This is a genomic window from Streptomyces sp. NPDC005811 (genome assembly GCF_040630405.1).
Classification (GTDB): Bacteria; Actinomycetota; Actinomycetes; order Streptomycetales; family Streptomycetaceae; genus Streptomyces.
Genome location: NZ_JBEXXK010000058.1, coordinates 1 through 22009, shown reverse-complemented (window position 1 = coordinate 22009; position 22009 = coordinate 1). Strand labels below are relative to the sequence as shown.

The 22009-nt window shown below is 73.0% G+C and carries 21 protein-coding genes, 5 pseudogenes and 1 riboswitch; of the genes and pseudogenes, 9 read left to right on the top strand and 17 right to left on the bottom strand.

Annotated features, from left to right (window positions below):
* Position 1: 1 nt before the first annotated feature.
* The 7 genes and pseudogenes from ABZ490_RS42075 to ABZ490_RS42045 form a co-directional block, all read right to left on the bottom strand.
* Positions 2–1699 (bottom strand): ABC transporter ATP-binding protein, encoded by a 1698-nt coding sequence (locus tag ABZ490_RS42075; RefSeq protein ID WP_359002891.1) that lies wholly within the window; start codon positions 1697–1699, stop codon positions 2–4.
* Positions 1681–2652, bottom strand: a complete 972-nt coding sequence (locus ABZ490_RS42070; protein WP_359002889.1) for an ABC transporter permease — start codon at positions 2650–2652, stop codon at positions 1681–1683. The genes ABZ490_RS42075 and ABZ490_RS42070 overlap by 19 nt, the downstream gene beginning before the upstream one ends.
* Complete coding sequence (locus ABZ490_RS42065; RefSeq protein WP_359002887.1) at positions 2649–3608, bottom strand: ABC transporter permease; 960 nt, start codon at positions 3606–3608, stop codon at positions 2649–2651. Before ABZ490_RS42065 ends, ABZ490_RS42070 begins: the two co-directional genes overlap by 4 nt.
* Before the next feature lie 3 nt (positions 3609–3611).
* Positions 3612–5231, bottom strand: coding sequence for an ABC transporter substrate-binding protein (locus ABZ490_RS42060; RefSeq protein ID WP_359002885.1), 1620 nt, complete (start codon positions 5229–5231; stop codon positions 3612–3614).
* A gap of 177 nt (positions 5232–5408) precedes the next feature.
* On the bottom strand, positions 5409–5525 hold the full coding sequence (locus ABZ490_RS42055; RefSeq protein ID WP_359002883.1) for a putative leader peptide: 117 nt from the start codon (positions 5523–5525) through the stop codon (positions 5409–5411).
* A gap of 33 nt (positions 5526–5558) precedes the next feature.
* Positions 5559–5672: riboswitch (SAM riboswitch) on the bottom strand.
* A 49-nt stretch (positions 5673–5721) separates the two neighbouring features.
* Positions 5722–6546 (bottom strand): DUF1684 domain-containing protein, encoded by an 825-nt coding sequence (locus tag ABZ490_RS42050; RefSeq protein WP_359002881.1) that lies wholly within the window; start codon positions 6544–6546, stop codon positions 5722–5724.
* 75 nt (positions 6547–6621) lie between these two features.
* Positions 6622–7351, bottom strand: a pseudogene (locus ABZ490_RS42045) (LLM class flavin-dependent oxidoreductase).
* Positions 7352–7512: 161 nt separating this feature from the next.
* Between ABZ490_RS42045 and ABZ490_RS42040 the strand changes: the two are divergent.
* The 4 genes and pseudogenes from ABZ490_RS42040 to ABZ490_RS42025 all read left to right on the top strand — a co-directional run.
* Positions 7513–7728, top strand: a pseudogene (locus tag ABZ490_RS42040) (2-oxoglutarate and iron-dependent oxygenase domain-containing protein); the annotation flags it as partial.
* 379 nt (positions 7729–8107) lie between these two features.
* Positions 8108–8769, top strand: a pseudogene (locus tag ABZ490_RS42035) (hypothetical protein).
* A 136-nt stretch (positions 8770–8905) separates the two neighbouring features.
* Positions 8906–9991 (top strand): NAD(+)/NADH kinase, encoded by a 1086-nt coding sequence (locus ABZ490_RS42030; protein ID WP_359002879.1) that lies wholly within the window; start codon positions 8906–8908, stop codon positions 9989–9991.
* A gap of 81 nt (positions 9992–10072) precedes the next feature.
* Positions 10073–10939 (top strand): AraC family transcriptional regulator, encoded by an 867-nt coding sequence (locus ABZ490_RS42025; protein WP_359002877.1) that lies wholly within the window; start codon positions 10073–10075, stop codon positions 10937–10939.
* Between the two features lie 54 nt (positions 10940–10993).
* On the opposite strand, the gene ABZ490_RS42020 is transcribed toward ABZ490_RS42025, so the two are convergent.
* Positions 10994–11296, bottom strand: coding sequence for a muconolactone Delta-isomerase family protein (locus ABZ490_RS42020; protein ID WP_359002875.1), 303 nt, complete (start codon positions 11294–11296; stop codon positions 10994–10996).
* A gap of 175 nt (positions 11297–11471) precedes the next feature.
* On the opposite strand from ABZ490_RS42020, the gene ABZ490_RS42015 reads away from it, so the two are divergent.
* Entirely contained in the window at positions 11472–12038 is a 567-nt protein-coding gene (locus ABZ490_RS42015) for a hypothetical protein (RefSeq protein WP_359002873.1), read from the top strand.
* Positions 12039–12084: 46 nt separating this feature from the next.
* Here the strand turns inward: ABZ490_RS42015 and ABZ490_RS42010 are convergent, their stop codons facing one another.
* From ABZ490_RS42010 to ABZ490_RS41995, 4 genes are all read right to left on the bottom strand, one after another.
* A complete protein-coding gene (locus ABZ490_RS42010; protein WP_359002871.1) occupies positions 12085–12228 on the bottom strand; it encodes an HGGxSTG domain-containing protein in 144 nt (47 codons plus the stop codon).
* Between the two features lie 310 nt (positions 12229–12538).
* Positions 12539–13363 (bottom strand): SDR family oxidoreductase, encoded by an 825-nt coding sequence (locus ABZ490_RS42005; RefSeq protein WP_359002869.1) that lies wholly within the window; start codon positions 13361–13363, stop codon positions 12539–12541.
* Positions 13364–13491: 128 nt separating this feature from the next.
* Positions 13492–14208 (bottom strand): response regulator transcription factor, encoded by a 717-nt coding sequence (locus tag ABZ490_RS42000; protein ID WP_359002867.1) that lies wholly within the window; start codon positions 14206–14208, stop codon positions 13492–13494.
* Positions 14209–14335: 127 nt separating this feature from the next.
* The gene (locus tag ABZ490_RS41995) at positions 14336–14797 is read right to left on the bottom strand and encodes an SRPBCC family protein (RefSeq protein ID WP_359002865.1); all 462 of its coding nucleotides are present in this window, start codon (positions 14795–14797) and stop codon (positions 14336–14338) included.
* Positions 14798–15071: 274 nt separating this feature from the next.
* On the opposite strand from ABZ490_RS41995, the gene ABZ490_RS41990 reads away from it, so the two are divergent.
* Positions 15072–17237 (top strand): SpoIIE family protein phosphatase, encoded by a 2166-nt coding sequence (locus ABZ490_RS41990; protein WP_359002863.1) that lies wholly within the window; start codon positions 15072–15074, stop codon positions 17235–17237.
* 152 nt (positions 17238–17389) lie between these two features.
* On the opposite strand, the pseudogene ABZ490_RS41985 reads toward ABZ490_RS41990, so the two are convergent.
* Positions 17390–17791, bottom strand: a pseudogene (locus ABZ490_RS41985) (oxidoreductase); the annotation flags it as partial.
* A gap of 5 nt (positions 17792–17796) precedes the next feature.
* Between ABZ490_RS41985 and ABZ490_RS41980 the strand changes: the two are divergent.
* Positions 17797–18297, top strand: a complete 501-nt coding sequence (locus tag ABZ490_RS41980) for a TetR/AcrR family transcriptional regulator (RefSeq protein WP_359002985.1) — start codon at positions 17797–17799, stop codon at positions 18295–18297.
* Between the two features lie 309 nt (positions 18298–18606).
* Positions 18607–18720 (top strand): annotated as a pseudogene (locus tag ABZ490_RS41975) (ArsR family transcriptional regulator); the annotation flags it as partial.
* Here ABZ490_RS41975 and ABZ490_RS41970 read toward each other — a convergent pair.
* From ABZ490_RS41970 to ABZ490_RS41955, 4 genes are all read right to left on the bottom strand, one after another.
* Positions 18707–19783 (bottom strand): iron-containing redox enzyme family protein, encoded by a 1077-nt coding sequence (locus ABZ490_RS41970; protein WP_359002861.1) that lies wholly within the window; start codon positions 19781–19783, stop codon positions 18707–18709. The pseudogene ABZ490_RS41975 and the gene ABZ490_RS41970 overlap by 14 nt on opposite strands.
* Positions 19780–20019, bottom strand: a complete 240-nt coding sequence (locus ABZ490_RS41965; protein WP_359002859.1) for a CDGSH iron-sulfur domain-containing protein — start codon at positions 20017–20019, stop codon at positions 19780–19782. The genes ABZ490_RS41970 and ABZ490_RS41965 overlap by 4 nt, the downstream gene beginning before the upstream one ends.
* Positions 20003–20656, bottom strand: a complete 654-nt coding sequence (locus tag ABZ490_RS41960) for a HemK2/MTQ2 family protein methyltransferase (RefSeq protein ID WP_359002983.1) — start codon at positions 20654–20656, stop codon at positions 20003–20005. Before ABZ490_RS41960 ends, ABZ490_RS41965 begins: the two co-directional genes overlap by 17 nt.
* A gap of 153 nt (positions 20657–20809) precedes the next feature.
* Positions 20810–21472 carry an HAD family hydrolase gene (locus tag ABZ490_RS41955; protein ID WP_359002857.1) on the bottom strand — a complete coding sequence of 221 codons (663 nt, stop codon included), beginning with the start codon at positions 21470–21472 and terminating at the stop codon, positions 20810–20812.
* 19 nt (positions 21473–21491) lie between these two features.
* Between ABZ490_RS41955 and ABZ490_RS41950 the strand changes: the two genes are divergently transcribed.
* The gene (locus tag ABZ490_RS41950; protein ID WP_359002855.1) at positions 21492–21968 is read left to right on the top strand and encodes an SRPBCC family protein; all 477 of its coding nucleotides are present in this window, start codon (positions 21492–21494) and stop codon (positions 21966–21968) included.
* Positions 21969–22009 lie beyond the last annotated feature (41 nt).

The window sequence follows — 22009 nt, the reverse complement described above, 5'->3', positions numbered from 1 at the left end:
CTCAGCTTGTCGTGATCTCGGCGGCGGGCGAGGGGACGCGACCGCCCGGGATCGCCGCGAGCAGCGCGCGGGTGTACGCGTGGCGGGGGCGGGTGAAGAGCTCCTCCGGCGGGCCCGTCTCGACGACGCGGCCGGCCCACATGACGGCCACCTGGTGCGCGATATGGCGTACGACGGCCAGGTCGTGGGAGACGAACAGGTACGCCACCCCCGTGTCCGCCTGCAACTCGGTCAGCAGGTCCAGGACCTGGGCCTGCACCGACACGTCGAGGGCGGAGACCGGCTCGTCGCAGACCACCAGGTCGGGGGAGAGGGCGAGGGCGCGGGCGATCGCCACACGCTGCCGCTGGCCGCCGGACAGCTCGGCGGGCCGGCGCTCCAGCGTGGCCCCGGGGAGCGCCACCCGGTCGAGGAGTTCACGGGCACGGGCGAGCCGGGAGGCCCGGTCGCCGACCCCGAAGGCGCGCAGCGGCTCGGTGATCACCTCGCCGACGGAGAAGCGGGGGTCGAGGGACGCGTAGGGATTCTGGTAGACGAGCTGGGCGCGGCGGCGGAGCTCCCGGGCGCGGGCGCCCCGGGCGGTGGTGATGTCGGTGCCGTCGAACAGGATCTGTCCGGAGGTCGCGTCGGTGAGCCGGAGCACCAGCCGGGCGGTGGTGGACTTGCCCGAGCCCGACTCGCCGACCAGGGCGAGGGTCCGGCCGCGGTGGAGGGTGAGACTGACGTCGTCGACCGCGCGCAGGGTCCGGGGTCCCTCCGCGGTGCGGGGCAGCCGGAACTCCTTGACCAGGTGGCGTACGTCGACCAGGGGGGCCGGGTCCGTCCTCGGAGCGGGAGCGGGAGCGGTCGTGCGGGGGCGGACGGTGGTCATGCTGGGGGCGGCGGCCAGCAGCTTCCGGGTGTACGCGTGCCGGGGGTCGGCGAGGATGTCGCGGGTGGGGCCCGCCTCGACGACCCGGCCCTGCGACATGACCACGAGGTCCTTCGCCCGGTCGGCGGCCACCCCGAGGTCATGGGTCACCAGCAGGATCGCGGTGCCCGACTCCTCGGTGAGCCGCTGGAGGTGATCGAGGATGACCCGCTGCACGGTCACGTCGAGCGCGCTGGTCGGTTCGTCGGCGATGATCAGTTCGGGCTGCGCGGCGATGGCGATGGCGATCAGGACGCGCTGCCGCATTCCGCCGGACAGCTCGTGCGGGTACTGCCGGGCCCGGACGGCCGCGTCGGGCAGCCCGGCCCGGTCCAGGACGCCGATCGCCTCGGCGGGGGCCGAGCGGCGGGTCGCCAGTCCGTGGATGCGCAGCACCTCGGCGACCTGGTCGCCGACCCGCTTGACCGGGTTGAGCGACACGGTCGGGTCCTGGGGGACCAGTCCGATCCGTCTCCCGCGCACCGCGCGCAGCTCCGGCTCCGACAGGGAGGCCAGATCGTGGCGGCCGAAGCGGACCGTGCCCGCGTCGATGCCGCCGTTGCCCGGCAGCAGCCGGGTGATCGCGTGCGCGGTCGTGCTCTTGCCGGAGCCGGACTCGCCGACCACGGCCGTCACCTGGCCGGGCCGGACGTCGAGGTCCACGCCCCGTACGGCCGCGACCGGGCCGTTCCGGGTGCGGTACGACACGGACAGGCCGCGGATCTCCAGCAGGGGTGTGGTCACGTGTTCACCGGTTTCGGGTTCGTCGGTCATCGCTGCCGGGACCATTCGCCGTCCAGCGCCCGGGCGACGCGGTTGGTGGCCAGGACGGTCGCGGCGATCGCCAGCCCGGGCAGCGCGGTCAGCCACCAGGCGTTGGCGAGGTAGTTGCGGCCGTCGGAGATCAACGTGCCCCACTCGGGGGCCGGCGGGGGCGCCCCGTAGCCGAGGAAGCTCAGCGCCGACACGGCGAGGATGGCGGCGCCGAAGTCGAGGGTCGCGAGGACGACCACCGGGCCCGCCGCGTTGGGCAGCACATGCCGGCCCAGCACCGAGTACCAGCGGGCCCCGCAGGAACGCGAGGCCTCGACGAACAGCGCCTGACGCACCCGCAGCACCTCGGCGCGGGCCACGCGGGCGAAGGAGGCGACACTGGCGATGCCGACCGCGACGGCCACCTTCACCGTCCCGTAGCCGAGCGCGGTGACGAGCGCCAATGACAGGAACAGCGCGGGGATGGACAGCAGGACGTCCACACAGCGCATCAGCACGTCGTCCACCCAGCGGCCCACGAAACCGGCGACCACGCCGAGCAGGCCGCCGACCACGAACGCCACCGCCACCGCGATCAGCGTGGCCTTCAGGGAGAGCTGGGCGCCGTGCACCACGCGCGAGAACACATCGCGTCCCAGCTCGTCCGTGCCGAACCAGTGCGCGCCGCTCGGCCCGCGGAAGTTCTCTGTCGGCACGCCCTGCAGCGGATCCTGCGAGGTGAACAGCCCCGGCCGGAACGAGGCCAGCACCACCAGCACGAGGACGGCGACCGACAGCAGCAGACCGGGGCGGCGCAGCAGGAACCGCAGCAGCCGCCGTACGTTGGCGCGGCGCCCCGCTCCGGGACCGGTCCCCGTGCCGTCCGTCGGCCGGGTCGCGTCGCCGGCGGCCTTGGCGGCTGCCTCGGCCGGGTCGCCGGCGCCTCCGTTCCCGCCCTCGGCATCGACGTCGACAAGGCTCTGGCTCATGCGAAGCTCGCCCTTCTGTCCGAGGCCACCACGATCCGCGGGTCCAGCAGCGGATAGACCAGATCGATGACCAGGTTCGTCGTCACGAAGATGAGCGCCCCGAACACCACCACCCCCTGGACCAGCGGGATGTCCTGCGCGGTGACCGCCGCCGCGGTCACCCGGCCGAGGCCGTCCCGGGAGAACACCGTCTCCACGACCACCGAACCGGCGATCAGCTGCCCCACCAGCAGGCCGACGACCGTCAGCGCCGGCAGGGACGCGTTGCGCAGCGCGTGCCGCAGATGGACCCGCCACCGGCCGGCGCCCTTGGCCCGCGCGGTCTCCACATACGCCTGGTCCAGCGCGGTGAGCAGACTCTTGGCGAGCACCTGGGCGATCTGCGCGCCGGTCGGCACCGCCAGGGTCAGGGCCGGCAGCACCAGCCCCTGGAACCCGTCGTTGCCGAACGCCGGGAACCAGCGCAGCCGGAAGGAGAACGCCTCGACGAGCAGCAGTCCCACCCAGAACGTGGGGACGGACACCCCCAGCGGGGGCAGCGACAGCAGGAACTGCCGCAGCCACCGCCGGGAGGTGAAGGTCGCCGCCACCGCCAGACCGCCGCCGAGGACCACCGCGAGCAGCAGCGCCGCACCGGTCAGCTGAAGGGTCTGCGGCAACGCGTCGGCCAGGGTCGAGGTGACCGGCCGGCCGGTGGCGACCGAGTCCCCGAAGTCCCCGCGCACCGCCCGGCCGAGGTAGTCGGCGTACTGCGCGAGCACCGGTTTGTCGAAGCCGTACTCGTGCCGCAGCGCGGCGATCTGCCTTGGGTCGATCTGCCCCGCGTCCATTCCGGCACCGGCCATCGCCGTCACGGGGTCGCCCGGCAGATAGTCGAGGACCAGGAACGACACCGTGTAGGCCGCCCACAGCACCCCGGCCGCCTGGGCGAGCCGTTTGATCACATAGCGGCGCACGGGCTAGCCGATCCAGGTGTCGTGCAGCTGGATCCGGCTGGAGGCGTCGAAGTCCAGATCGTGCACCTTCTGCGCGACGCCCAGCTGGCTCTGGAGCTCCACCACCGGTATGTAGTAGGCGTTCTGCACGATCAACTGCTGTGCCTCGCCGACCAGTTGCTTACGCTTGGCGGTGTCCGCGGTGGCCGCCTGCGCGGTCAGTGCGGTGTCCAGGGCGCCGGCCGGGACGCGGTAGAAGTTGGCGAGCTTCGTGGAGAAGTTGCTGCGCAGGATGTCCGGGTCGGCGCGGGTGATGTTCCCCCAGGACGCGTCGTAGTCGCCCGACTGGAGGGTCGGCGCGAGCTGGGTGATCTGGAGCTGCCTGAGGGTGATCTGGACGCCGACCGCCTTGAGCTGCTGCTGGATCAGCTCCAACGCGGGCTGGTTGGTGGCCGCGTTGGGGATCCAGGTGACGGTCAGACTGAGCTTCTTCCCGCCCTTGGTGCGGATGCCGTCACTGCCCGTCTTCCAACCGGCCGCGTCCAGCAGGGACTTGGCCTTGGCCGCGTCCAGGGGCAGGTCGGCGGAGAGGTCGGTGTAGTCGGGCGTGGTGTGGGCGAGGACGCTGGTCGCCGCCCGGGTGCCGGTCGGGAACACGGTGTCGGCGATCTGCTGCCGGTCGACGGCGAGCAGGATCGCCCGGCGCACCCGCGCGTCCTTCAGGGCGGGCTTGGAGTTGTTCAGCCCGAGACCGAACACCACACCGGGGTTGGCCCGCCGCTGGAGCGTGACCTGACCGCCCTTCAGCGCGGCCTCGTTGGCCTTGCCGACGCTGCCGATCGCGTCCACCTGGCCGGACTGGAGACTGCCGGCCCGTACGCCCGCCTCCGGAACGACCTTGAACACCAGCTTGTCGAGATAGGCCTCGCCCTTCTTGCTCCACCGCGAGGAACCCCAGGCGTACCCGGTGCGCCTGGCCAGGGTGATCGACTGGTTCTGCACATACTGCTTCAGCACGAAGGGCCCGGACCCGATCACGCCGTCGCTGCACTTCTGCTGCGGGGTCCTCCGCACGCTCGCCGACGACTCGATGCCCAGCGAATGTGTGGAAGTGGCTTGCAGGAACTGGGCGTTGGGCTGGGCGAACGTCACCTTGACGGTGAGCGGGTCGACCACGGCAGTGCTCTTGACACCGCTCAGATAGCCCTGGGCCAGGGTCCCGAGGGCGCCGAGCTTCGGTACGGCGTCGAAGTTGTCCTTGACGACCTGCGCGGTCAGCTTCGACCCGTCGCTGAAGGTGACGCCCGACCTCAGATGGAAGGTGAACGTGGTGGTGTCGGAGCTGATGTCCCAGCTCTTCGCCAGCCACGGCACGATCTTGCCGGTCTTGGGGTCCTGGTCCGTCAGGGAGTCCACGAGCTGGCGTACCGAGTAGATGGTGTCGTTGCTGCCGACCTGCTGCGGATCCACGCAGCCGGCGTCCGACCCCACCGCGAAGGTCAGGGTGCCGCCGGACTTCGCCGGGCCGTCGCCGGAGCCGGAGCCGTCGGTGCCCGATCCGCAGGCGGTCAGGAGGACGCCGCTGGTCACCAGGGCGGTCAGGGCCGCCCAGCGGGAGGATCTGACGTCGGGAAGTGCGTTCACGGAGGGTTCTCCTACTCGTGTCACCAGGCATGGGGGTGCCGTACCGGGCACGGTCCCGCGCAGGGGCGTGCGGCCCCCGGGGAGCGCTGGGCAGACAGGGGTCAGCGAGAAAAACGAGAAAAGGGGGAAGCGGGAAAAGGGGGAGTGTGGAAGGCGATCAGGCGGCGGGCAGGCCCGTCAGGCCTGACAGAGGCAGCTGGTCGAGCGCTTCAGATCGATGTGGCGCCGACGGGAGAGCCGGGAGAACACCGTGGCGACGGCGAAGGAGGCAGCGAGCTCACCGCTGTGCCGCATACTCGTCCTCCCCGTCTCCGGCCCGCCGAAGGGGCCACGCGCTTGCGGGGATCATCGGTGATCCCGCCGGGCTTTCACCTGGAGCACCCCACCGCGCGGGAGGGTTGCCGGTCAGCAAGCCAGGGCTTGACGCTGACACTCGATGCCATTCGTGATCGTACGGAGCGGACTTGTCGTACGTCAATGGCGGAACCGCTCAGGCACCGCCGCGCTCGCGAGGGAGTTTCTGTCCGGCCTCGATCGCCACCGGCAGCCGGTTCTCGGCCGGCGGCAGTGGGCAGGTGGCGAGGTCCGTGTAGGCGCACGGAAGATTCGCCGCGCGATTGAAGTCCAGGACGACCGTGCCGTCGGCGGCGGGCGCCTCGACCGCCAGCACGCGGTTGGCGGCGTACGTGGTGACACCGGAGGTCGCGTCGGTGAACAGCACCGTCAGCTGTCCCGCACCCCGTCCCGGGAACGCGGTCAGGGACAGCCGGTGCCCGTCCAGCTCGAACTCGACCCTTCCCGGAGCGTCGTACACATGCTCCAGTCCCTCGACCGCGGCGCCCACGGTGGTCGGCCGGGGCGTGTCGAAGGGGACGTACCGGCCCGGCACGGCCCAGCGCGGGTCGGGCGCGTAGGCGGGCGTCCCGGTGAAGGCCGTGCGCAGCGGTGCGTCCGGGTGCCTGGGGCGCACGATGTCGTGGCCGCCCCGCTTGGCGACCTCGATCACGGCGTCTCCCCAGACCGCGTCGACGCCGCCGCGCTCGGGCAGGACGCCGAAGCGGTGTTCGCCGCGCACGGGCTCCCCGGCGACCAGCAGTTCCTCCCCTTCGTCGAGGTGTACGACGACCCCGTCGGGGCCGGTGTGCCAGGCGCCGGGAGCGTCGGGGAAACGCTGCGGCCGGTCGTCCAGCCAGTGCAGGCCCGTGATCGCCAGGAATCCGTGCGGGTCGGCGAGCCGGGCCTCCTGGGCGCGGTACCAGTCCAGCCAGCGCTCGGTGAAGGCGTGCAGGTCCGCCGCGGTCGCTTCCGTCGTCATGTGTCCTCCTTCGGTGGGCGAGGCTCAGCCTCGCGCAGGGGTGGGTACAGGGGTTCGTCCGGCCGGACGGGAGCCTCAGCCGGCCAGTGCGCCCAGGAGTTCCCAGGTGCGCCGGCGGTCCGCATCTCCCGCGAGGTCGGTGCCCGAGAACACGACCTCGGTGGCCCCGGCGTCGCGGTAGCGCCGCACCTCGGCCTCGATCGCCCTCTCGTCGCCGATCACGGCCAGGTCGGCGGCCCGTCGGCCGCCGGAGAGCTCGATGACCCGCGCGTAGGACGGGATCCCTTCGTAGAAGGCGAGGTTCTCGGTGGCCCGCGGCCTCGGCCGCGGCGGTCAGGGCGGGAACGATGTGGTCCGCGGTCCGGCGAGATGGGGCAGGATCCCGTTCACCTCGGAAGTCGGCCGTGCCGGTCTCGGTCAACTGCCGTAGCGCGGTGAGGAATTCACGCAGCCGGGCGACGGGCCGTTCGAAGGGCAGGCCGAACCCGGTCTCCGTCAGCAGTTTCGTGCCCAGCGCCAGACCGAGGTGGTAGCGGCCGTGCGTGGCGGCCTGGGCGGTCTGGGCCTGGCTGGAGACGAGCAGCGGATGCCGGCCGAAGACGGGGATCGCCGAGGTCCCCACCTGCAGTCCGGGCACCTCGCGGCCCACGATCGCCGCGAGCAGGGGCGAGTCGGCGCCGAAGGCCTGCCCGAACCAGGCCGACCGCAGACCGGCGGCCGCGGCCGCGGCCGCCCGGGCGAGTCGCACGGTCGCGTCGACCTGGTTGGGCGCGTCGGTTGCGTCGAACGTCACTCCCACCGTCATGCCAGTCAGAACGGACACCGGTCGAACCCGCATTCCGGCCCGGGTGTGACAGCTTCTTTGCAGTCATGTGTACGCGCCCGGGCTCGTCCCGGCAGGCGTTCGCGGGCGTGCTGTGATCCGGCCACGGAGACCGCCCGGTCCGTCCCGCGCGAAGGAACCCCATGGCCCAGCCCACAACCCTGCCCGTCATCGGCATCTCCCGCCTCCGCGCCCCGGACACCGACCGCGACGGCTTCCTCGCCGAACTCCGTTCCGCCGCCCACGAGGTGGGCTTCCTCCAGGTCACCGGCCACGGCGTCCCCGCCGCCCTGCCCGAGGAACAGCGGCTGGAGATCGAGAACCTCGACTCGCCGCAGTTCCGCGGCTACACGCGCACCGGGACGGAGTACACGGCGGGCGCCGCCGACTGGCGCGAGCAGATCGACATCCTCGTGCTGCGCCGGCAGGCGGAGGCCCTGCGGGTGAGCCGTGCGGTGCTCCGTGCCCTCGCCGCCGCGGGCCACCGAGGACGCCGAGCAGGGCGTCGGCGCACACAAGGACTACGGCTATCTCGCCCTGCTCCAGCAGTGCCGGACGCCTTCGTGTGCAACATCGGCGAGATGCTGGAGATCGCCACCCAGGGTCATCCGAGGGCGACACGGCACCGCGTGGTCAGCCCCGCGCCGGCGTCCACCGCTACTCCCTCCCCTCCTTCCTCGGCCCGCGCCTCGCCGAGCGCTGGTGGTCCGATGTCCTGGCCCGGCAGGAGGCCGGCCGATGACCCACGACCGTTGGGCCTTCGAGGCCTGCCATGTGCACGCCGGCGCACGCGCGACACCGATCCACCCGGCGACGAGCTATGTCTTCCGGGACACCCGGCAGGCCGCGGAGGCCTTCGCACTCGCCGACCTCACGACCCACGCCTACACCCGGCTGTCCAACCCGACCACGGCCGTCGCCGAGGACCGCACCCGCACCCTCCTGAAGCACACGTTCGCCGACTTCGGCGCCTCGTACGACGCGGTACGGCCGACCACGCAGGCCTTCTTCGGCGAGACCCTCGGCAACCCGCGCGGCAACGTCCTCGACATCGAGGCCGTCGCCCGCGACAACACCGCGCTCACCCCGTACCTGCTGCGCCCCCTGGAACACGGCACCGCTGTCGGCGGCGCCGTCGTGGACGGCGGGCACTTCGACTTCGGCGCCGATGCCGGCCGGTGGCCCGGACCGACCCGTCCGTATCCGACGTACGACGGGCTGTCGTTCTGGGACGCCTTCTCCGACCCTGTTCCTCCAGGGCCTGGAGCTGGAGGAACACTCCCCAGGTCACCCGGGTGCACTACGCCGGCCTGGAGGCGGGCGGGCGGTTCGTGGAAGGGCTCCGGCTGTTCAGCCATGTCGCGACCATCGGCGACGTACGCGGCCTCGTCGGTCCCTAAGGCGTCGACGATCTGCTCACCGACCTCGCGGCGGGCCTGCGAGCCGCCTGAACCCGCGCCACCATCGAGGAGAGGGGCACGGAGTGCTGCGTACCGGGGCCGCCGTGCGGTGACCCGCGACCGTCCGGAGGCGGATGTGACAGTGAACCGGCTGGGCCTGGTCGTGCACGGTGGACGCCCCGAGGCCGTCGCGGCGGCCGGGCTGGTCCGCGCCTGGTGCGGGGAGCACGGCGTGGGGTGCACGGACATCGACGTATGGCACGACGGCGGACGGCGCAGCGCCCGCGAGGAGGTCGCGGCGGGAGGCGACCCCGACCTCGTGGTGACCCTGGGCGGCGACGGCACCTTCCTGCGCGGCGCACGCCTCGCCGCCCAGAACGGCTCCCTGGTCCTGGGCGTCGATCTGGGCCGGGTGGGCTTCCTGACGGAGGTGTCGGCCGCCGCGGTGCACTCGGCACTGGACGCGGTGCGCGAGGACCGGTTCGGCATCGACAGCCGCATGCTGCTCGCCCTGCGCGCCTCGCGCAGGCTGGAGGTGCCGGCGCACATGGAATCCCTCCTCGCGTACGGCAGGGGGCCGCTCCTGCCGCCCCCGCAGGTGCGGCAGGACTGCGAGGTCGACAAGGACTGGGGCATCCCGCTGGACGTCACCGCGCTCAACGACGTCGTCCTGGAGAAGCTGGTCCGGGACCGGCAGGTGTCGGTCGGGGTCTATGTCTCCGGCAGGCTCCTGGCCTCCTACTCGGCCGACGCGCTGCTCGTCGCCACCCCGACCGGTTCGACGGCCTACAGCTTCGCCGCGGGCGGGCCCGTCGTCTCGCCCCGCGCGGAGGCCCTCGTCTTCACGCCGGTCGCCCCGCACATGGCCTTCGACCGGTCGGTCGTCACCGCGCCCGACGAGCCCGTCGGGTTGCGTCTCCTGGACCGGTCGGGCCCGGCCGCGGTCAGCATCGACGGCCAGCTGCGGGGCGTGCTCGACCCGGGGGACTGGATCGGTGTGTACGCCGCCCCGCGCCGCCTGCGGGCGGTACGGCTCGGCCCGATGGACTTCTACGGCCGTCTGCGCGAGCGGATGAACCTGACCGACGCCCCGGCCGCGATCGCCGACGGTTCCCCCGCACCGCTGTGGTCGGTGACGACACCCCCGCCCGGGGACCTCGCCCATCTGTCCCTGCTGACCGCCCCTGCGTCCCCTCCGCCCGGGGAGGGCGACCCCACCTGATCCGATCGGGCACAGGATGTCGGGTCGGGGAGGGAGCCCGCTTCCTACTGTGGTGATCGGGAAAAGGGAAGGGGACCGGACGTGCTGGAGCGGCTCAACCAGGCCATGGAGGACATCGAGGGGCACCTCGACCGGCAGGTCGACGTGACCGAACTGGCGCGCGTCGCGGCCACCTCGGAGTACCACCTGCGCCGGATGTTCTCCGCGCTCGCGGGCATGCCGCTTTCGGAGTACGTCCGGCGGCGCCGGCTCACCGTCGCGGGCGCCGAGGTGCTCGCGGGCCGGGAGTCCCTGCTGGAGATCGCGGTGCGCTACGGCTACGGCTCGGGCGAGGCGTTCGCCCGGGCGTTCCGGGCCATGCACGGCGTGGGACCGGGTGAGGCCCGGCGCACCGGCGCCGCGCTCGTCTCCCAGCCCCGGTTGTCCTTCCGTCTCACCGTCGAAGGGAGCAGCAGTATGCGCTATCGCGTGGTGGACAGGCCGGACTTCACCGTCGTCGGGCCCCGGGCCCGGGTTCCGCTGGTGCACAGCGGACCGAACCAGGCCATCATCGACTTCGTCCGCGGGATCGGCCGGCAGCGGCTGGAACAGCTGGCGAAACTGTCGGACCAGGAGCCGCGGGGCATCGTCGCGGTCTGCGACGACCTGGACCCCAGCCGCGCCGAAGGCACCGAGCTGGACTACTACCAAGGGGTGATCACCTCCGCCGCCGCCCCCGAGGGCGCCGCGACCCTCCCCGTCCCGGCCGGTACCTGGGCGGTCTTCACCACGTCAGGACCGGCGCCGCAGGCCATCCAGGAGCTGTGGCGGGACGTGTTCACCCAGTGGTTCCCGTCCAACCCGTACCGCAGCCGCCCCGGCCCGGAGATCCTGCGCACACAGCTGTCCCCGGACGGGACGGAGGCGGACGCCGAGCTGTGGCTCCCTGTGGAGCGGGCCCAGGACTGAGCAGTGCGCCGCCCTGGGTGCGAGGCGTCGGCTTCGGCAGCGGAGCCGACGCCGTCAACGGGTGCCGTCGAGGCGGCCCGGATCGTTGGGGTGGGACTCCAGCGGGGTGACGGTGAGGCTCATCCACGGTCGCAGCGGCAGCGTGCCGAGCACCTTCTCGTGGAGCTCCTCCTCGTCGGCGGCCCGCCACACGCCGATGCTGCGCAACTCGCCCACGGGACGCCAGAGCCGGGCCAGGTGACCGGTGCGGGCCAGCTCGCCGGCCCGCACCGCCTCCGCGGCCCGCAGCCGGTCCACCTCGTCCTGGGGGGTGCCGTCGGGGACGGTGGTGGTGATCTCGACCAGGAACTCTCGCATGACGTACTCCCTCGGTGGTCGGTGGTCGGTGGTCGGTGGTCGGTGGTCGGTGAGTTGGGTCCATCCTGCGCGCATCGGGAGCGTGATGTGGGCAAGGGCGACCCGCTGTCCGTCGGGCGGCCGGGTAGCGCATAGTGGACCGACACATCGATCGATCAGAACGGGTAGCCGTGCCGTGACGACAGCCTCCACCGATTCCTCAGCCGAGCGGGTGCCCGGGCGCGCCTGGACCGTGCGCCTCACCGGGCACGGCGACCGCTCCGCCACGCTCACGTGCAGCACCACGGCATGCCGGATGCCGCAGCGGTCCAAGGACCTCGCGTCGTTGCGCTCCTTCGCCGCCCAGCACGCCGCCGCGCACGCGAAGGCGGCCACGGTGCGTCCCAACGCCCGGTGCCACTGCGGTTCGACGGAGTGCGCACCCCACGAGAGCCGGGTGCGCTGCGCGGGCACCGTGGTGATGATCCTCCGTCACGACGTCACCGTGGGCCAGGTCTGGAGCGTGGAGGAGGTCTGCACGATGTGCGCGCCGCTCATCCCGCACGCCACCGTCGTCGCCCGCGCCGCCCGCCCCCACCACCAGACCGAGCAGGCCACCGGACCGGTTCCGGCCCCTGCGCGGCCCGTTGTCCCGGGAGGCTTCTCCTCACCCACCGCCGGACCCGAGGACCGCCCCGCACCCGCACGCCGGTCCCACCGCCCCGGCCAGGGCCCCCGCCGGCGCCCGAACCAGGGCCGCTGACCAGGGCGGCTGACCAGGGGGCAGGACGTGCGGGCGGCGCGCGGGGTCAGCGCTTCTTGGTCTTCTTCGTCTGCGGGGGAGTCCACTCGCCTCGGTGCAACTGGCAGCGGGAATAGCCGATCATGGCCGGATTCTGGCACCGTTTCCCGGTCTTGGTCTGGGTCGACCCGCACTTGACCTGCTTGCCCATGCGTCCTCCTCGCCCGATCGACATGTCCCGTACCGAAGGCATCGTGACCTGGCGGAGTGACTCATCGCTCTCTCGATGACCTCATTCGGCTGATTCAATCTCCTTCATGCCTGAATCATGACATTTGCAGGTCCTTGAGGCCCTTGCCGTTGTTGACCCGGAAGGCGATGTCGCTGGTGGTGTAGGTCGGGTGTACTGCCGTGGGGAGACGCCCTGGCGGAGTCGCTCGGGAGCGCGCTCTCCGTCCTGACGCGCTACTTCGGAGACTGACGACGGGGGAGGGGCCGGGCGCGGTCCGGCTCCGTCCACGTCACCGGTCGCGTACGGCGGCGCACACCCCGCCGTCGACGAGGACGTCGATGCCGTTCAGGAAGCTCGCCTCGTCCGAGAGCATGAAGGCGACGACGGACGCGATCTCCTCGGAGCGGCCGGTGCGGCCGAGCGGGGTCGCCTCGACGAGCCGCTGCATCGACGTCTGCCGCGCCGCCTCCTGCCGGCCCTGCGGGGTGTCGATGATGCCCGGCGCGAGCGAGCACACCCGGGCCCCGACCGGCCCCAGCCGCACCGCCTCCTTGCGCGCGAACCGGGCCACGCCGTGCTTGGCCCACGGATAGGCCAGCGTGGACTGCTCGATGCCCGGCCCGACGGCCTCGCGCATCCGGTCGAGGAAGTCCTCGCGCAGCGGCTCGTCCAGGATCGCGCCGACGGCCGGGTCGGGGTCGACGCCCGCCAGCAACGGCGACATCGAGGAGAAGTACACGTGCGCGGTGCCCTCGGTGGCCAGCGGGCGCAGCGCCTCGGCCAGCAGGGCGGTGCCGACGAGGTCGACCTCGAAGATACGGCGCCAGTCGGCCATCGTCGGCGAGATCCCGGCCGCGTGGGCGACGGCCCGCAGCGTCCCCGCCCCGGCGGTGCGGTCGGCGAGCCGGGCCAGCCCGTCGCGGTCGGTGACGTCGAGCGCGAAGGGCTCGGCGGCCGCGCGGTGGCCCGCCGCGTCGAGGCCCTCGGCGACCTTCTCCACGCTCGCCGCGTCCCGGTCGACGAGCAGCAGCACGTCCACCATGTCGGCGAGCCGCACCGCGCAGGCCTCTCCCATTCCTCGTCCGGCGCCGGTGACCATGCCTACGGTCGTCATGAACAACTCCCTGCTGAAGCCGCGTGTGTGAGGCACACAGGAAAGCAAGGCGACCGGACACCTCCCGGACGGCTTCCGGACATTTCCCGGACGTGACCGGCGTCACTTCCCTCGCGTCGGCCGGGATGTCAGCCGCGCGAACTCCCGAGCCAGTACCCGAAACCCCGGCTCGTGTGGATCAGTGCGGGGTCGTCCAGGTTCACCTTGCGCCGCAGGCGCGAGACGAGCTTCTCGATGGCCTCGCTCGCGCGGAGGTCACCCCAGACGTGCAGGCTGATCTGCTCCTTCGACACCACGCACTCCACGTTGGCCAACAGGTGCCGCAGGAGGCGGTACTCGGCCGGCGTGAGTCCGAGTGGCCGGGGACCGCGCCGTGCCTGGCGGAGGTGATCGTCGATGACCAGATCGGCGTAGCGGGAGGCCTGCCCGTCGCTCGCGGGACGCCGGTTCCGGAGCAGGACCTCGGCCCGCGCCAGTACCTCTGTGGCGCGTACGGGCTTGGTGACGTAGTCCTCCGTGCGTCTGCCGAGCACGGGGAGCAGGGTGTGCAGGTAGTCGCACGTGATCAGATACAGCAGGGGCGGCACATCGTCCGACAGGGGGCGGGGGCCCCGGGCCAGTTCCTTCAGATCCGGCAGTGTGGCGTCCCAGACGACCAGGTCGAACCGGCGACGCATGATCCGTGCGAGGCCCTCCGCCCCGGTGCCCACCAGGTCGGCGACCGTGTAACCGGCCAGCTGGAGCGTCGTGGTGAGCAGGTCGGTCTCGCCCGACTCGCGCGCCACGATCAGGACGTCCCGGCCGCCACGCCGCGGTGCCGGTGGCTTCGTGTCGAGCTGGGCCATGGGATTCCGTACTGCCGCGGTAGAGCGGAGCGGTCCGTCCGTCTGGCCGCCATAGTAAGTTATTGCCTGACTTAAGCAATATGGTGGCCGTGGGGGACGTACCGTGCGGGACGTGACGTGGGGACCGTCAGGGGGAGGGAGCGATCGCCGCCTCGGCCGCGGTCTTGATCCGGTGGCCGAACGCGTCGGCGTCCTTGCGGGCCGCGGCCAGCGCCAGGCCGACGAGGAGCTTGCCCAGCCCGTGGCCCTCCAGGACGTTGTGGATCCGGACGCGGGTGCCGCCGTCCGGCAACGGCGTCAGGTCGTAGCCGCCTTCGCTCGCCGTCACGCTGTTCTTCGAGACCTCGGCCCACCGGAGCCGTACGGGGGCGTCGAGGGCCGTGATCCGGAACTCGCGCGCGGTCTTCATCCCGGCGTCCTTGACGGTGGACCGGAAGACCGTGCCCACCGCGGTCGGGCCTTCCGGGATCCGGTCGATCCTGAGCACCCGGGGACTGAACTGGGGGTCGTTGCGCCCGTCGGCGAGGTAGTCGAACACCTCCGCGATGGGCCGGTCCACCTCGACCGTCGCCTCGAACTGTCCTGACATGAGCACTCCTCGTCGCTCGGCACTGCGACCCTACGGGAGTCACGGCCGCCGCGCGCGGCGTACGCCCGGATTGTCATGTGCAATGCCAAGTCGGCGGGAGGTCGGGGCCGAGTCGATGCCCCGACCACCGGGGGCGCGACTAGTCTGGAGATCTCCGGCCGTCCACGACGGGCCGCGACCCACGCGTCGTGGCTCCCGCCGGAGCCGCCTCCTGACCGCCCCGGGCGTGCGCCGCGACCGACGCCGGAGCCGGGCCCCGAGAGGAGCAGAGGGCATGACCGGTAGGGCCGATCCGGGGGCGGGGACCGACGCGCTGGATGCCGCGTTCGCGGAGACGGTACGCCGGACGGGAGCGTCCATCGGGGCCCTGTACCTGCTCGCTCCGGACGAAGCGCTGCTGAACCTGGAGGCGGTGTGCGGGGCCCCGGTCGAGTTCGCCGCACCCTGGACGAGAGTCCCGCTCGCGTCCCCGGCACCCGTGGCCGAGGCCGTGCGCGAGGAACGGATGGTGTGGGTCGGCAGCCAGGAGGAGATGGCCCGCTCCTATTCGCGCACCGCGATGGTCCTTCCCTACCCCTTGGCGCTGGCGGCCGCGCCCGTCACCGGCGTCCGGCGGTGGGGGACCCTGCTGCTGATGTGGCCGGCCACACGCCCCTCCCACATGACCCCGCGCGAGCGCGGCAACATCCTGTCCAGCTGCGGCCGTCTGGCCCGGCTGCTGGAGGAGGCCGCCGAACAGCCCGGCTTCCCCCGTCGCGAGCGACCGCGGGCCGTTCCCCTCGGCGCCGGCCACCGATCCGCGCCCCAGGCGCTGGCCGTCGCCGACTTCGTCGAGCGTCTGCCCGGCGGCAGCTGCGCGCTGGACCTGGAGGGGCGCTTCACCTACGTCAGCTCCGGCGCCGCCGAGCTCCTGGGCCGCGAGGCGGCCCACCTGCTGGGCACGCTGCCATGGCAGTCCCTGCGCTGGCTCGACGTCCCCCTCCACGAGGACCGCTACCGCGCCGCGCTGATCGGCCGCCAGCCCGTCGCGTTCACCGCCTGCCGCCCGCCGGACCAGTGGCTCGACTTCCACCTCTACCCGGACGACAGCGGCATCAGCGCCCGCATCCTTCCCAGCCGTACGCATGAGCCGACCGCACCGGCGGCAGGCCGGACCGGCACCGCCGACGCATCGGCCCGCGCCGGCCGGCTGTACCAGCTCACGCATCTCGCCGCCGCGCTGACCGAGGTCGTCGGCGTCCAGGACGTCGTCGACCTGGTGGCCGACCAGATCATGCCCGCCTTCGGTGCCCAGGGGCTCGTCCTGTCCACCGCCGACGCGGGCCGGCTGCGCATCACCGGCCACCGCGGCTACGCCTCCGACACCATCGCCCGCCTCGACGGCCTCCCGCTCGACACCGGCTTCACCCCGGCCGGGCAGGCCCTCGCCACCGGCACCCCCGCGTTCTTCGCCGACGTCGACGACATGCGGCACAGCTATCCCGAGGCCCCGACGGTCAGCGGCAAACACGCCTGGGCCTTCCTGCCCCTGATCATCTCCGGCCGACCGGTCGGCATCTGCGTCCTGTCGTACGACAGCCCCCACACGTTCACCGCCGAGGAGCGCGCCGTCCTGACCTCCCTCGCCGGGCTCATCGCCCAGGCCGTCGACCGCGCCCGCCTCTACGACACCAAACTCGAACTCGCCCACGGCCTCCAGCAGGCACTGCTCCCACGCAGCCTCCCCACGATCGACGGCCTGCGCGTCGCCGCGCGCTATCTGCCCGCCACCCGCGGCATGGACATCGGCGGGGACTTCTACGACCTGATCCGCCTCGGCGACACCGCGGTGGCCGCCGTCATCGGCGACGTCCAGGGGCACAACGTCGCCGCGGCCGCCCTGATGGGGCAGGTGCGCACCGCCGTCCACGCCCACGCGACCCTCGGCACACCCCCCGACCAGGTCCTCGACCGCACCAACCGGCTCCTCACCGATCTCGACCCCGACCTGTTCACCAGCTGCCTCTACATCCATCTCGACCTCGCCCGCCGACGCGTCACCCTCGCCAGCGCCGGCCACCCGCCACCGATCCTCCGCCTCCCCGACGGCGGCACCCGGCCCCTGGACGTGGCGCCCGGACCGCTCCTCGGCATCGACCCGGAAGCCGCCTTCCCCGTCACCGAGATTCCGCTCGGCGAGGGCATGCTGCTGGCCCTCTACACCGACGGGCTGGTCGAAGCACCGGGCGCCGACCTCGAGGACTCCATCACCTGCCTCGCCCACCATCTCGCCGAAGCCGACGACCGGGACCTGCACGGGCTCATCGACACCGTCCTGAAGGAATCCGGCACGGCCGGGCAGCGCCTCGACGACATCGCCCTGCTCGTCCTCCAGGAGACCGACCAGGACGGGTGCGACCAGGACGGACCCGACCGGGCGGAGCCGGTGCCCGGCGGGTGAGCGGGAGGCCCGCCTTCTCGCCAGAGAGCGAATTCCGCGCCACGCGCCATACGAGCGCCATGAGTCACGGTGGTCGTGGACGCGGCCGGGCTCGCCTTCTCCGCGGCGCCGGTTCCCGACCGCCGCCGCATCCGCAACCCCCGCCGGCCGCGTCAGGCAGCGGTCGTCGCCGTGCGCAGTCGGTCGGGGAAGGTGACGCCGGTCAGTTCCTCGGACAGGGTCCACAGGCGGCGGGCGGAGTCCGGGTCGCCGGCCGCCCCGGAGCGGCCGACGAGGGTGGGGGCGCCGGTCCGTTCGCCGCTGCCGGTCGGATCGGTCCTGGCCCAGCCGGGGTGGGCGGCGAGGGCGCGCACGGGGGGGGAGCCCGCGGCGGTGAGGCGGCGTTGCAGTTCGAGGGTGAACAGCAGGGTGGCGAGCTTGGACCGGCTGTAGGCGCGCATCGCGTTGGAGGGGAGTCCCACGACACGGTCGGTGACGTGCGGCAGCAGCAGGTTGGTCAGGGCGAACGGGCCGAGGTGGTTGGTGGCGAACTGCGTCTCGAAGCCGTCCTCGGTGGTGACTGTCGCTGCGGGAACTCGCCCGGGAGGTGGGGGTCAGCCCCGGCGCACCCAGCCACCACTTCAAGGGCCGGCAGGCCCTGCTGGACGCGCTGGCGCTGGAGGGCTACGCCCGTCTCACCACCGCGCTGACCGGGGCGCTGGACCAGGCCGACGACTCCCTCACCGACCGGCTCACCGCCCTCGCACACGCCTACGTGACCTTCGCCACCGCCAACGCCGCCCTGCTCGACCTGATGTACGGCCACCAGCACGAGTCCACCGCGTCCGGGGAACTGACCGCGGCCACCCAGCGCCTGACCGCCCTGGGCACGCAGCTGATCGAGCGCGGCCAGCGACGCGGCGAGGTCCGTGCAGGCCCGGTCGACCGCCTCGCGGTGCCGCTCACCGCCGCGCTCCACGGGCTCACCGCACTGGCGCTGAGCGGCGCACTCTCCCCCGAGGAGACCGAGGACGGTCTGAACGAGACGGTCGCGGTGCTGCTGCGCGGCTATGCGCCTTGAGCGGCAGCCCCAGTGAGGCACCTAGGCGCCCGCCGCGACGGCACGCGTCGTCGACGACCTGCTCGCCGACGTGGTCACCGGCCCGCCGAGGTCAGGGAGACGGAGGCCTACCTCGGCGACTGAGCACTCTGACGCGGGCCCCACTACGGGGGCCGAGGGACGAGGTCGGCGCCGTCGGCGCTCGTGTCTTCATCAGCTGGGGCCGGTGCAGGGCCGCGACGGTCTCCAGCAGGTCCGGATGGCGGAGCAGAACGGTCGCTTCGAGATCCCGGGTGCCGGGGTCCGTGAGCCTCTGAAGGCGACCGGCTGGTGCTGCGGCATCCGGCGGAGGCCGGCCTGACCGTCGCCGCGCTGCTGTCGATACTCGTCAGGGACGAGGCCGAACGCCGTGGAACGGTCGAAGAAGCCCCTACCGACGCCTGACAGCGCCCCCGTCCGCGCGGGGATCGGCGCCCCGGTCCGCGCGGGGATCGCCGGGCCTGCCGTCGGTGGGGCGCAGGGCCGTCGTTCCGTTCCGCCAGGCGTCCAGCAGCCGGGCGGCCAGCCGGTTCTCCAGATAAGCGGTCGTCCGGACCCCGAACACCACGTCGGCGTCCAGCGCCGGTTCACGCTCCAGCAGTCCGCCCACGACGTCGTGCCGGACGACCTGCTCGTGCACGGCGTCCGCCTCGACGTGCTCGGTGTAGAACCGTACGGCGGCCGCGCCCGCCCCCGCCCGGCGCAGGGCCTCGGCGAGCCGGCGCGAAGCGGGTGACGACGTCACCTCGACGGCGGCGAAGTGCCCGACCAGCGCCGCCCGCAGGGCCCGGTGCAGGCCGAAGAGGGACATCAGGTTGACGGTGGCGAGCGCCTCGGCGGGCGCGGCGTCGACATAGTGACCGTAGGCGGTGTCGAGCCCCAGGTCCGTCATCAGGTCGGCGTACAGCTCCGCGTGGATCTCGTCCGGGCGGCCCGCGCCGAACTCGTCGTACTCCACGGCGACCATGGCCGCCTTGGCCCGCCCGTACAGCCGGGGGATCACCCAGGCGTGCGGGTCCGCCTCCTTGAGGTGGTAGAGCGAGCGGATCGCCGCGTACTCGCGGAACTGACCGAGGGTGCCCCGGTCCCTGAGGTGGTGCGAGACGCTGTGCCCGTCGTCCGCGACGGGTTCACGCTGGAGTTCGTCCAGTGCGCGCGCGGCGGTGCCGTCCACCGGCACGTCCTCGACCAGGGCGCGCAGGAAGACGTCCTCCAGCGCGGCGCGGTGGGACAGCAGCCCGGCGTCCCACTCGGTGTCGTCGGGCACGTCCTCGAAGCCCTGGTAGTGCAGTTCGTAGAGGGTGTAGAGCGCGAGGTGCAGATCGTCGCCGTACGCCGGGCAGGACGCGGGGACCGGCGGGAGGGCCGTGCGGCGCTCGCCGCGCAGGGCCGCCACGAGCGCCGCCGACAGCGGGCCGCGCGGTGCGGGCAGGGGCGGCGGACGAAGCCGGGCCGGCGTGCGCGTCATACGCCGTCACCGTCCTCGCGCTCCCCGGCGTCCCGCGGGCGCTTCTCGCGTCGGCGGTGGCTGGTGTCGCACCAGGGGAAGATCCGGCTGCGGCGACAGGTGCAGACCGCCACCGCGAACCGCTGCGAGACCGTCACCTCGCCGTCCTCGCCCACGACTTCGACCGGCCCCTCCACCAGCAGGGGACCGTCCCGTTGGACGCGGACGCGGCGGGGACGCTCAGGGATGTTCGGCACGGATCACCACCAGCTCCTCCACGGTGTCCCCGGTCGCCAGCCCGCGCTCGCGCAGCCGGCCGAGCCGGGAGCGCAGTACGGGCCCGAAGGGCAGCCGGGCGCGTTCGACGACGTCCGCGCGCAGACCCGCCCCGGCCAGCCGCTCCAGGGTCCGGTCGACCCCGCACAGATGGGAATGGACCAGCAGGAGGGTGCCCGCGGACCGCAGGACATGCGGTACGGCGTCGCACACCCGGTCGACGAGCAGACGGCCGTCCCTGCCCGCGTCCCAGGCCCGCGCGACGCCGCGGGGCGGGCTGTCGCCCGGCGCGGGCACGTACGGTGGGTTGGCGACCACCAGGTCGAAGCGCCGGCCCCGTACGGGGGACGTCAGGTCGCCGTGGCGTACCCGCACGCTCTGGCCGTTGAGCAGGGCGTTGCACCGGGCGGCCAGCACCGCGCGCCAGGAGATGTCCACCGCGACGACCCGCCCGCCCAGCCGGGCCGCCTCCACCGCCAGCACCCCGCTCCCGGTGCCCAGGTCCAGGACGTCGCTCCCGTGCGCGATCCGTTCACGGTGCAACGCGCGACGAAGGAGCTGCGAGTCGGTCTGCGGCCGGTACACACCCCGCGGAACCCAGCAGCGGAGGCCGGGCAGGGGGGCGGCTGTGTCGGTCGTGGCGCGGTCGGCGATCGGTGCCTTCACCTTTGCTCCGGGTGCGGATCGGTTTCGGGGGATCGTCCGGCGGGTGCCGGACGCGGTTCCCCACCGGGTACCCCGGGGCGGCCGGCGTAACGGGCGAGACCGAGGTCAGCCCCGCGGGCCCTGCGGCAGTGACGCGAGCAGATCCGCCGGGTCGTCGAAGACGGCGGCGGCCCCGGCCTCCTCCAGGTCCGCGCGGGGGATGCCCCCGCAGAGCAGCCCCACGCACCGCACCCACGCCCGGCTGCCGGCCCGCATGTCCCACACCGTGTCACCGACGAACATCGCCCGCTCCGGCGGGGTACCGGCCAGCTCGAGGGCCCGCTGCACGGGTTCGGGGGCAGGCTTGCCCCGGGTGACGTCGTCGGCGCTCGCCGTCCCCTTGATGGCGTCGTCCGCGTCGATCGCGCGCCGCAGCGCGGACAGCTCGTCGTCGCCGGCCGAGGTGGCCAGGACGACCGTCCAGCCGTCGGCGGCCAGGCGCCGCAGGAGGCGTCCCGCGTCCGGCAGCGCGTGCAGCCGCTCGAAGTACGGGGCGTACAGCGCCTTGTGGGCGGCGTCGAGGTCCCCGTCCTCCTCCCGCGCGGTCCTCTCGCCCAGCAGCTGGGCGACGAGATCGTCCGAGGCGAGGCCGACGGCCCGGTACACGGCGTGCACGGTGACCGGGTGGCCGGCCCGGCGCAGCGCCGCCCACCAGGTGACCACGTGCAGATGGTTGGTATCGACGACGTGTGCACCGCTCCTTCCGGGTACCCGGTGGGCGGCACGCATCCGAACCGAGGAGGACCACATGAGCACGGTCAAGGAATCGGTGGACGTGGAGGTTCCCGTCCGCACCGCCTACAACCAGTGGACCCAGTTCGAGCGCTTCCCGAACTTCATGGAGGGCGTCGAGGAGGTCAGGCAGCTCGACGACCGGCACAACCACTGGGTCACGAAGATCGGCGGGGTGCGCCGCGAGTTCGACACCGAGATCGTCGACCAGATGCCCGACGACCGGATCACCTGGCGATCCGTCGGGGGCGACAGCGAGCAGCGCGGTTCGGTGCGCTTCCAGCGGCTGGGCGACGGCCGGACGCGGGTGGAGCTCGTCATGGACGTCGAGCCCACCGGTGTCGCCGAGAAGGGCGCGGACATGCTCGGGGTGATCGACCGCCGGGTCAAGGGCGACCTGCGGCGCTTCAAGGACTACGTCGAGCGCGGTGACGGCGCGACCGGAGCCTGGCGCGGCCGGATCCGCCCCGGGGACCCCGGCGCGCCCCTCTGACCGACGCGTCCGGAGCCGCTCAGGAGGGCCGCCCACGTGGG

Coding starts and splice junctions, on each gene's coding strand:
- ABZ490_RS42075 (WP_359002891.1), bottom strand. CDS start 1,699: ATGGTCCCGGCAGCGATGACCGACGAACCCGAAACCGGTGAACACGTG.
- ABZ490_RS42070 (WP_359002889.1), bottom strand. CDS start 2,652: ATGAGCCAGAGCCTTGTCGACGTCGATGCCGAGGGCGGGAACGGAGGC.
- ABZ490_RS42055 (WP_359002883.1), bottom strand. CDS start 5,525: ATGCGGCACAGCGGTGAGCTCGCTGCCTCCTTCGCCGTCGCCACGGTG.
- ABZ490_RS42050 (WP_359002881.1), bottom strand. CDS start 6,546: ATGACGACGGAAGCGACCGCGGCGGACCTGCACGCCTTCACCGAGCGC.
- ABZ490_RS42020 (WP_359002875.1), bottom strand. CDS start 11,296: ATGCGAGAGTTCCTGGTCGAGATCACCACCACCGTCCCCGACGGCACC.
- ABZ490_RS42010 (WP_359002871.1), bottom strand. CDS start 12,228: ATGGGCAAGCAGGTCAAGTGCGGGTCGACCCAGACCAAGACCGGGAAA.
- ABZ490_RS42005 (WP_359002869.1), bottom strand. CDS start 13,363: ATGACGACCGTAGGCATGGTCACCGGCGCCGGACGAGGAATGGGAGAG.
- ABZ490_RS42000 (WP_359002867.1), bottom strand. CDS start 14,208: ATGGCCCAGCTCGACACGAAGCCACCGGCACCGCGGCGTGGCGGCCGG.
- ABZ490_RS41995 (WP_359002865.1), bottom strand. CDS start 14,797: ATGTCAGGACAGTTCGAGGCGACGGTCGAGGTGGACCGGCCCATCGCG.
- ABZ490_RS41990 (WP_359002863.1), top strand. CDS start 15,072: ATGACCGGTAGGGCCGATCCGGGGGCGGGGACCGACGCGCTGGATGCC.
- ABZ490_RS41970 (WP_359002861.1), bottom strand. CDS start 19,783: ATGACGCGCACGCCGGCCCGGCTTCGTCCGCCGCCCCTGCCCGCACCG.
- ABZ490_RS41955 (WP_359002857.1), bottom strand. CDS start 21,472: ATGCGTGCCGCCCACCGGGTACCCGGAAGGAGCGGTGCACACGTCGTC.
- ABZ490_RS41950 (WP_359002855.1), top strand. CDS start 21,492: ATGAGCACGGTCAAGGAATCGGTGGACGTGGAGGTTCCCGTCCGCACC.